Below are 10,733 nucleotides of genomic sequence, written 5' to 3' on the forward strand. Positions count from 1 at the left end.
AAATTTTAAAACTTATAGTATTCAGCGTTAAATAATTTCATATCTTTGCACCACTTTTTGTGGGAAAGGTTTGAAAAGGTAAATTATTATAAATTAATTACTTCCGTATTTTTTAAATCCACATTTATTCAAACCATTAAAAAAGAAGGAATACAAATTTTATTAGAAAATGTCAAAAGAGACAAATTCAGCAGAGGTTATTTTAAACCAAAACGTAGCACCAGAACAATTTGATTGGGATTCTTTCGAATCAGGTCTTGATGCAGATGCGAGAAAAGAAAAAAGCGACTTAGAAGAAATCTATAACGGATCTCTTAGCAGCTTAAACGACAACGACGTTATCGTAGGTAAAGTTGTAAGATTAACTGACAAAGAAGCTATCGTAGACATCGACTTCAAATCAGAAGGTGTTATTTCTCTTAACGAATTCCGTTACAACCCAGGCCTAAAAGTAGGTGACGATGTGGAAGTAATGGTAGACAGAAGAGAAGACAAAACAGGACAGTTACAGTTATCTCACAGAAAAGCTAGAACACTTAAGGCTTGGGATAGAGTAAACGAACTTCACGAAACTGGAGAAATCGTTAACGGTTTTGTTAAGTCTAGAACTAAAGGAGGTATGATCGTTGACGTTCACGGAATCGAAGCATTCTTACCAGGTTCTCAAATTGATGTTAAGCCAATTAAAGATTACGATCAGTTCGTAGGTAAAACTATGGAGTTCAAAGTTGTGAAAATCAACCCGGAGTTCAAAAACGTAGTGGTATCTCACAAAGCATTGATCGAAGCAGATATCGAAGGTCAGAAAAAAGAAATCATCGCTCAGCTTGAAAAAGGTCAGGTACTTGAAGGTACTGTTAAGAATATTACTTCTTACGGTGTATTCATTGACTTAGGAGGTGTTGATGGATTGATCCACATTACAGACCTTTCTTGGTCTAGAGTGAACCACCCATCTGAAATCCTTGAGGACGGACAGACTGTAAAAGTTGTTATCCTTGATTTTGATGATGAGAAAACAAGAATCCAGTTGGGTATGAAGCAGTTAGAAGCTCATCCTTGGGATGCTCTTTCTGCTGACATGAAAGTTGGAGATAAAGTAAAAGGAAAAGTAGTAGTTCTTGCTGACTATGGTGCATTCGTAGAAATTGCTCCAGGTGTAGAAGGATTAATCCACGTTTCTGAAATGTCTTGGTCTACTCACTTGAGAAGTGCAGGTGATTTCGTAAAAGTAGGTGACGAAGTGGAAGCTGAAGTACTTACTTTAGATAGAGAAGACAGAAAAATCTCTCTTGGTATCAAGCAATTAAGCAAAGATCCATGGGAAAATATCGAAGCTAAATATCCGGTAGGGTCTAAGCATGTAGGAACTGTAAGAAACTTCACTAACTTTGGTGTATTCGTAGAGTTAGAAGAAGGTATCGACGGTTTAATCTACATCTCTGATCTTTCTTGGACTAAGAAAATCAAGCACCCATCTGAGTTCTGTGCAGTTGGTGATAAATTAGATGTTGTAGTTCTTGAACTTGACATCCAGGCTAGAAGATTATCTTTAGGTCACAAACAATTGACTGACAACCCTTGGGATGCATTCGAAACTAAATATGCTGAAGGAACTATCCACGCTGGTAAAGCGGTAGAAGTACACGATAAAGGTGCTTCTGTACAGTTCGAAGATGCTGAAGTTGAAGCATTCTGCCCTTCAAGATTATTAGAGAAAGAAGATGGATCTAAAATCAAAAAAGGTGAAGAGGCTCAGTTCAAAGTGATCGAATTCAACAAAGAATTCAAAAGAGTAGTAGTTTCTCATACAGGTATCTTCAGAGACGAAGAAAAGAAAAATGTAAGAGATAACTCTAGCAACAGATCAAACAATAATACATCGTCTTCTTCAAATAATGAAGAAAGATCAACTCTTGGTGATATCGATGCATTAGCAGAATTGAAAAGAAAAATGGAAGAAGGTAAATAATCAGTCTTTCATTTTAAAATATGAGCCACTCGTTTGAGTGGCTTTTTTTTTGTAATAGTTTCCAAATTTTAGCATTAAAATAAAAATGAAATTTATTCTAAAAATTGTCTAATAAAGGGAATGCTAAGCATTGTTAATTCACTATTGTATACTGATTTTTAGCTTTATTAATAAAATTAATGTATCACTTTAAATAAATTAAAATAATGTATTGTTTTATTGCTAATAATTTCTAAATTAGCAGCTTTATTAGTGTATATGAAAAAGATAATTCTACCTCTTATAATTGCTGTATCCGCAGTTTTTTCTTCACATTTATCAGCACAAGATAATGAGAAGCTAATTAAAGATTATATTTCTACAAATAAGATTAGAGATTTTAAAAAATCAGATTTAAGTAACTTCTTAATTGATAACGTAGACGCATCAAAATCTTTAAAGGGCGATGTTGTTAAATTCCAACAAACCTATAAAGGATTGCCAGTTTATAACTCCGTAGGTACGGTACTTGTAAAAGATAGCAAAGTAGTTTTTTATAATGATAACTTTCTAAAAGACTATAATAGCGCTACAGATGAAATTGCATCGCTAAATAAATCTACAGCACTTTCTAAAATTGCTGCAGATTTAGATAAGGATGAGATTAATAGTTTTACCATCCTAAATTTCAGAGATGCTGATGATGTAAATGGTAAAGGAGCAAAACAAAGATTGGTATTTGTGGCGGATCAGGCAAATCTGAAACTTGCATATGAGTATAGCGTTCAAGAGCCCAATTCACCAGATTTATGGAATTATTTAATAGATGCTCATTCTGGTACAATTATCGGTAAGATAAATTTAAATTTGTCATGTACTTTTGCTGACGGTGCTTATTCTCATGATCACAGCAATTACAAAGAAAATGCGTTAATTGGTCCTGAGTTAGTTTCTCAAAGTAATAACTTCTCTATGTTATTAGTTCCGGATAATGCATCTTACAATATTTTTGCATTACCAATAGAGGCACCTACTTTTGGTTCTAGAACTGTAGTAAATAATCCGTGGATTCTAGCCTCTTCACCAGAAGGATGGCACTTCGACGGAACTACTCACTTCACGATTACGAGGGGAAACAATGTTTATGCATATGAAGACAGGGATTCTAATAACATAGCAGGGGCATCTCCTGATGGGGGCATCTCAAGAAATTTTAATTTTCCTTATGATCCTACGCAAACTCCATTCAATAGTCTAAATGCCTCAACTACTAATCTTTTTTACATTAGTAATAAGGTTCACGATATATTTCATAAGTTTGGATTTAATGAGGCTGCAAGAAATTTTCAACAAAATAATTTTGGTAATGGAGGAGTAGGCAATGATGCTGTAAATGCAGAGTCACAGGATAGAAATTCTTTTAATAATGCGAATTTCTCCACTCCTGCAGATGGATCAAAACCAAGAATGCAAATGTATTTATGGGATGGTTCAAACAGACATTTATTTTATAATGCACCTACTGATGCTGTAGCTAGAGCTCCTGTCGCTGGTGTAGCAGATTTTGGATTGCAATTAGATGATATAGGAATAACTGGTGATGTGAAACTGTCTCCTGTTCTTCAAGCGTGTACTGCGCTTCCTGCCGGATCATTGAACAATATGATCGGACTTGTTGAAAGAGGAACATGTTCTTTTACAGTAAAGGTTAAAAATGCTCAGTTGGCAGGTGCGAAAGCCGTTATTATTTATAATAACGCTGGTGGTGCTGCGATAGGAGGCATGACTGGAATTGACACTACAATAACAATACCTTCTGTTGTGATAGATAATCCTGAAGGAGAGTTCATAAAAGGCAAATTAGCAGCAACTACTGTAGTAAATGTCACTTTGAAAAGAGACATAAAATATGATGGAAGTTATGATAATGGTATCGTTAGTCATGAATATGGTCACGGTATTTCCAATAGACTTACGGGTGATGGTTATAGTTGCTTAAATGCTATGCCATTTACATCTCCATATTCGAATCTTACTTATTCTCAAGAACAGATGGGAGAAGGATGGTCTGATTTCTTTGCTTTAATGCTTACCAATAAACCTGGAGATAATGCTTCTGTAGCCCGAGGTATCGGAACTTATGCGATTGGTCAGGCAATCACAGGTGATGGAATCCGGCCTGCTAAATACAGTCCAAATTTAGCGATAAATGATTATACCTACATTGATACCAATGGGATGGAATTAGATATAGATGGCCAAGGACTTAATTTTACTCCAGATGTTCACTCCATTGGTTTTGTTTGGGCAACTATGTTGTGGGATTTACATTGGAAGTATGTTGAGAAATACGGATATGCGTCAGATGTTACATCAGGAACTACTTCGGGAAGTTCACGAGTTTTACAATTAGTTACTGATGCATTAAAACTACAAGCTTGCGATCCTACATTTATTGATGGACGAAATGCAATTTTGGCGGCTGAATTAGCAACAACTAGTGGTGCAGACAGATGTATGATCTGGAACGCTTTTGCAAGAAGAGGTCTTGGTACTAATGCTTCTGCGGGAAGTAAAATGGATCTGAATGATCAGGTTGAAAGTTTTGACGTTCCGGCTGATTGTGTTTTATCAACAAGCGAAGTTAAACCGGTTAAAAATGCAATATCGATTTATCCTAACCCAGCTAAAAATGAATTCTTTATCAATTTCCCTAGCAATACATTAGGAAAAGTGAGTGTTGAGATTTATGATATGTCAGGAAAATTAGTTTCTTCTGAAGATAAAATTTCTCCTGATGCTAAGAAAGCAATTTCCACAAGCAGATTGATTAACGGAACTTATATGGTTAAAGTAAAAGGTGCCGGTATTGATGTGGCTTCAAAAGTTATAGTAAACAAATAATTAAAATTATTTATAATTGATAATCGGCGCAAACGAAGTTTGCGCCGATTTTATTTATCTATCATTTCAACGTAACTAACAATTCCAATTAATAAATTGTAACTTCGCAGGCTGTTAAAAAATAATATGGAAAAGAAAAATATACTGAAAGGGGTTTTATTTGTTGGGATTGGAGCAAGTATATATGGGATGTTAGCAACTTTTGTGAAGTTGGCTTATAATGAAGGATACACCACATCAGAGGTTACGACATCTCAATTCTTACTTGGGTTGTTGGGTTTATTGGTTTTGAATTTTTTTCAGACTATAACTTCAAAAAAGAAATTATCATCACCAACATCTAAAGAAATAAGAACTTTAATGCTAGTAGGAACATCTTTAGGTTGTACAAGCTTGTTTTATTACATTGCAGTTCAGTATATTAATGTTTCAATAGCAATTGTGCTGCTGATGCAGTCGGTTTGGTTTAGTGTGGTGGTGGAAAGTTTTCTGACCAAAAAGTTACCTAATACAAGAAAAATTATTTCAGTTGTTATCGTTTTAATCGGAACAGTTTTGGCAACCAATTTGGTAAATGAAAGTTTAGAATTAGATTGGAAAGGGATTTTCTGGGGATTAATGGCTGCCGCTTCTTATACTATGACGATGTTCACTTCCAATACATTAGCAACTCATTTACCGGTTTTCAGGAAGAGTATTATTATGCTTTGTGGAGGGTCAATTGTTATTTTTGCATTTTTATTTTTCGCTCAGATAGGCCCGCTATATTCTGATGGATTGAAATCATTTTACTTAAATTTTACCGAAAACACTCAACATATTCACAGTTTTAATTTTTCTATTTTATGGAAATATGGCTTGATTTTATCACTATTTGGAACCATAATTCCTCCGATTTTATTTAATATAGGTTTTCCGAATGCGGGTTTGGGATTGGGAAGTATTGTGTCATCATTAGAACTTCCCGTGTCTGTGACAATGGCTTTTGTCCTATTGGGTGAAAAAGTAATTTTTATTCAATGGGTGGGAATTGCTTTAATTCTTTTCGCTATTGTGCTGATGAATCTTCCTAAAAAAGAAAATAAGTTGGCGGAAATATCTTAAATAAATGATAATTTATACATATAAACCGTTTCATTTGGAGCGGTTTTTTTAATTTTAATAACTAAAATAAATTTCATGAAATATTTTAAGAATGCTGTTGCTGTTTTAATGCTATCAATTGTACCAAACTTCATGTTTTCACAAGTAAAACCTTTGGATGCAGAACTTGCGAATTATCAATATCCTTATGAAGTTCATTTTCTTGATTTTAAATCTCAAAATAACGATTTGAAAATGGCTTATATGGATGTACGGCCAAAAGTATCAAACGGAAAAACCATAATGCTTCTTCACGGCAAAAATTTCAATGGAGCTTATTGGGAAAAGACGGCAAAGGATCTTTCAAATAAAGGTTTTAGAGTAATTATTCCCGATCAGATTGGATTTGGGAAATCTTCAAAGCCTCAAAGTTATCAGTTTTCGTTTTCTCAATTGGCGGATAATACAAAAGCAATTTTAGATGATTTGAAAATTGATAAGATAATTGTTTTAGGTCATTCAATGGGCGGTATGGTGGCGACCAGATTTACATTGCTTTATCCAGATAGGGTTAAGAAATTGATTTTAGAAAATCCTATCGGATTAGAAGATTACAAAACTTTTGCATCATATCAAACTATAGATCAGGCGTATCAATCGGAATTAAAAAATACAGCAGAATCTTATAAAAATTATCAGTTAAAATTTTACTACGACAACAAATGGAAATCTGAGTATCAACCTTGGCTGGATTTAATTGTGGGCTGGACTTTACACCCAGATTATCCAAAAGTAGCTTGGGATGCTGCTTTAACGTCGGATATGATTTACAATCAACCGGTTTGTTACGAGTTTAAAAATATAAAAGTTCCAACTTTGTTAATCATCGGAACACGAGACAGAACGGCGATAGGGAAGGACAGAGCTCCAAAGGAATTACAGCCAAAAATGGGACAGTATCAGGAATTGGGAAAGAAAACCCAACAGCAGATTGCAGGTTCGAAATTAATTGAAATCGAAAATGTTGGTCATCTTCCGCATATTGAAGTATATGATAAATTTTGGAATGCTTTGTATGATTTTATAAAGTAGAAAAAAGTGAATTGTCAATTGTTAATGGTCAATTTTTGATATAGTGCTTATAATTAACGATTGATTTACGAAGTAAACTTCACCATTTACACTTATACATTCTTAAAATAAAAAGAGACTACTAAAAATTAGCAGTCTCTTTTCGTATGTATTGTTGTCTGAATTATTTCTTCTTGTAAGCAGCGTCTTTAATTCTCGCTTTTTTACCTCTAAGGTCTCTGAAGTAGTAGATTCTTGATCTTCTAACTCTACCTCTTCTGTCAACTTCAATTTTTTGAAGAGCCGGCATGTTGATAGGGAAAACTCTTTCTACACCTACATCACCAGACATTTTTCTGATCGTAAAAGTTTTTGTAGAACCAGTACCTCTTAATTGGATAACTGTCCCTTTGAAGAACTGAGTTCTTGTTTTCTGACCTTCCTTAATTTCGTAATAAACAGTGATTGTATCACCCGCTTTGAATTCAGGGAATTCTTTTTTTGTAATGTACTTGTCTTGTACGTACTTTAATAAATCCATTATTAATAAATAAAATGTTTAGGCTAAGCAACTTACACGGACTTCGTCAGAGGTTGAATAACAGGTTGCAAATATACATAACATTTTTTGAATTCCACAAACAAATTATTATTAAATCTAGTAAATTTTCTGTTGTTTATTTTCTGTAAAACTTAACATTTCCTTGAAGTTCCCATTAGATACAGTTTATACTGGATTTCTACTTTTGCACGATGATAAAAAGCAACTATTCAGTGCTTTCAAAAATTTAAACACATTTTAAACATACAGACTACTTAAAACTGAACTACAATGAAGTATTACTTATTCTTTTTCTGCTTTGCCGTCCAGATGGCACTTGGGCAGGCTTTATTTCCCTATTTGCAAAATCCGACACCCACATCGATGATTGTCAATTGGAAAACATCATCGAACAACGAAACAACAGTTACATACGGAACAAGTCCGACAAACCTAAATGTTACGTTTACCGGAACGACAAATATTTTTTCAGATACCGGATATAATAACAACTATTATTACCATACGGCAAAAATTGCCAATCTGCAGCCAAATACCAAGTATTATTATAAAATTAAAACAGGAACGAACGAATCTGCGGTCTATAATTTCAGAACGCTTCCTTTGCCCGGACAACCTGTAACAGCAAATGGAAAAATCCGTTTTTTGATTATGGGTGATAACCAAATTAAGGCTGAACCGAGATATGACAGTTTAAATTTGAATGCTTATAAAAAATTAAAGGAAAAATTCGGAGAAAATTCTGATCCTTCTGATAATATTGCATTGACATTTATGGTTGGAGATCAGGTAGATGTTGGAACATTAGATCATTATGAAAATGTTCACTTCAAGAAGAATATTAAGCTTTCACCTTATCTTCCGATTCAGACAACGGTTGGAAACCACGAAACATACGGAACATTGGGGATGAATTCTTATTATGCACATTTCTATATTGATGAAATAAAATATAAAAATATCTCTTCAGGAAATGAAAATTATTATGCTCAACAAGCTGGAAATGTTTTATTTATCAGTTTAAGTTCTGAGCATACAGGATCGGCACAGCAAATATGGCTTCAGCAGATTTTAAATGAAGCAAACAACGATTCTACCGTAGACTGGATTATTTCTTTAAGCCACAGGCCCTATCAGGCTGAGCAATACGTGGGAGATATTTCAACTTGGGTAAGAAATGCGGCTGTTCCGCTTTTGACAGCTTCCAATAAATATTTAATGCACGTCGGGGCGCACCATCATTTATACCACAGAGGTCAGCTTAAAAATACACCGAATTATCAGATTATTTCCGGGGGAACGGCTTGGGATCAATATTGGGGAATGTCAAACGAGCAGGATTTTGATGATGTTCAGAAAACATTAACGGACTGGACGTATCAAATCGTTGAAGTGGATGTAAATACAGGAAAAGTCGACATCGAATCCTATTCCATCGGAGGTGTTTATAACAGAAAATACAATGAATTGGTTGATACTTTTCACCGATATAAAAATCAGCCAAAACCAGCAAAACCATCTATTAACAATACTTTCACAGCACCCATTACATTACCTTTAACATTAAATGGAAGTGCTTTTTCTACGACAAATGGAGAATTATTAAACACGACGCAGTTTCTGATAAGTAAAGCAGCCGATTTTTCTGTGATTGAAAAAGAAATTTACCGGGATTTTGAAAACTGGTTTGGGAAAGATGGAAACGGAACACCTGATAAAACTAAAAATTTAAATGCCGGAGTTGATATTACAAAAGTTGTCCTTCCTTCAAACTCTATTACGAACGGAATTTATTATGTGAAAACCCGCTACAGAGACAGAAATTTGGAATGGAGCGACTGGAGCGATGTGAAGCAGTTTGAAGTGATAGGAAGTATCGTCTCAAATCCTACATTTGATTTAAATAAAACAGAATATCTTCAGAACGAACAAATCATATCCACATATACGGGAGGTCCCGGGAATCTTCAGGATTGGGTAGGAATCTACAAAAAAGGACAGAGTCCAACTTCCGTAACTTCTCAGGCTTTTGTTTATACTAACGGACAAACTGCAGGTACAGCTACTTTCACCAACGGAATTGCTGCTAAAGGACAATATTTCGCAGGATTTTTTGCAAATAACGGATATACGGAAATTGCACCAAGAAAAAGTTTTTATGTAGGACCGAAAGTTATTTTAAATACAACGGCAGATACCTATCCGGTGGGCGGAACAGTAACTGTCAATTTCAGTAACGGACCCAATTTAACAAAAGACTGGATCGGAATTTATAAAATGGGACAAGTTCCCGGACCAACGCCTGCTTCAAAATGGAGTTATGTGACGACAGCTGCCGGAACTCTTAATTTTACAGGACTTCCGAAAGGATACTACTATGCTCAGTATTTCCTTGAAGATGGCTATACAAGTGTTGGGGAGAAAGTTTTCTTTAAAGTTGGAGACATCGTTACAGAATTGTGGACAAACAAACCAGTGTACACTTTAGGTGAAAATATTACCGCTTCTTGGACAGATTCTCCGGGAATCATCAAAGACTGGTTGGGAATTTATCCTCAAAGCGTAACAACTCCGGATGATAATTTTGTTTCTTATACTTATTTCGACGGAATTACACAGGGAACAAAAACGATTCAGGGAGCAGCAGCATTGCCGACGACTCCGGGAAATTATTATATGGTGATGTTCACCAATGATTCTTATACCGAAGTTTCAAACAGAGTGCAGTTTCAGGTTCAGGGATCTACGTTGGCAACAGAGGAAGTTAAAAATTCTACCGAAAAGAATGTTATCTTATATCCGAATCCATCAAAACCTGGTGAGCCGACTTTCATTAAGAGTGATTATCCTATTGATAAAATCGAGTTGCTTTCTGCAAATGGAGACTTGTTGTATCAATCAAAAAATGTAAATAACCAACGTTTTTCTCTGGTTAACGAAAGTCTTCCGAAAGGAGTTTATTTCGTAAAAGTTTACACCAGAAAATTATTTACTTTAAAATTAATTATTCAGTAAGTACAGATCATTTTTTCAAATACACACAATATAAACGGACTGAAAAGTCCGTTTTTTTATTATAAATATTAATTACTCTTTTTTAGGAGCTGTTTCCCGCTCTCCGCACTCGCTATTTTATAAATTTTTGGCTGCGGCGGCTTTGCC

At 34.8% G+C, this 10,733-nt stretch carries 6 protein-coding genes; 5 read left to right on the plus strand and 1 reads right to left on the minus strand.

All coding sequences use genetic code 11. The features are described from left to right. Nucleotides 1-169: 169 nt before the first annotated feature. The 4 genes from rpsA (at nucleotide 170) to ASG22_RS09715 (ending at nucleotide 7,030) form a co-directional block, all read left to right on the plus strand. Nucleotides 170-1,972 (plus strand): 30S ribosomal protein S1, encoded by a 1,803-nt coding sequence (rpsA, locus tag ASG22_RS09700; RefSeq protein WP_055983426.1) that lies wholly within the window; start codon nucleotides 170-172, stop codon nucleotides 1,970-1,972. Nucleotides 1,973-2,230: 258 nt separating this feature from the next. After that, nucleotides 2,231-4,855: a T9SS-dependent M36 family metallopeptidase gene (locus ASG22_RS09705; RefSeq protein ID WP_055983428.1), complete on the plus strand. Its 2,625-nt coding sequence runs from the start codon at nucleotides 2,231-2,233 to the stop codon at nucleotides 4,853-4,855. A 126-nt stretch (nucleotides 4,856-4,981) separates the two neighbouring features. Then, nucleotides 4,982-5,959: an EamA family transporter gene (locus tag ASG22_RS09710; protein WP_055983430.1), complete on the plus strand. Its 978-nt coding sequence runs from the start codon at nucleotides 4,982-4,984 to the stop codon at nucleotides 5,957-5,959. A gap of 75 nt (nucleotides 5,960-6,034) precedes the next feature. After that, the gene (locus tag ASG22_RS09715; protein ID WP_055983431.1) at nucleotides 6,035-7,030 is read left to right on the plus strand and encodes an alpha/beta fold hydrolase; all 996 of its coding nucleotides are present in this window, start codon (nucleotides 6,035-6,037) and stop codon (nucleotides 7,028-7,030) included. Nucleotides 7,031-7,193: 163 nt separating this feature from the next. Here ASG22_RS09715 and rplS read toward each other — a convergent pair whose 3' ends face one another. Next, nucleotides 7,194-7,550 carry a 50S ribosomal protein L19 gene (rplS, locus tag ASG22_RS09720; protein ID WP_034709455.1) on the minus strand — a complete coding sequence of 119 codons (357 nt, stop codon included), beginning with the start codon at nucleotides 7,548-7,550 and terminating at the stop codon, nucleotides 7,194-7,196. Nucleotides 7,551-7,841: 291 nt separating this feature from the next. Here rplS and ASG22_RS09725 point away from each other — a divergent pair, with 291 nt between their 5' ends. Beyond that, a complete protein-coding gene (locus ASG22_RS09725) occupies nucleotides 7,842-10,586 on the plus strand; it encodes a fibronectin type III domain-containing protein (RefSeq protein WP_055983433.1) in 2,745 nt (914 codons plus the stop codon). Nucleotides 10,587-10,733 lie beyond the last annotated feature (147 nt).

Source organism: Chryseobacterium sp. Leaf405 (genome assembly GCF_001425355.1).
Taxonomy (GTDB): domain Bacteria; phylum Bacteroidota; class Bacteroidia; order Flavobacteriales; family Weeksellaceae; genus Chryseobacterium.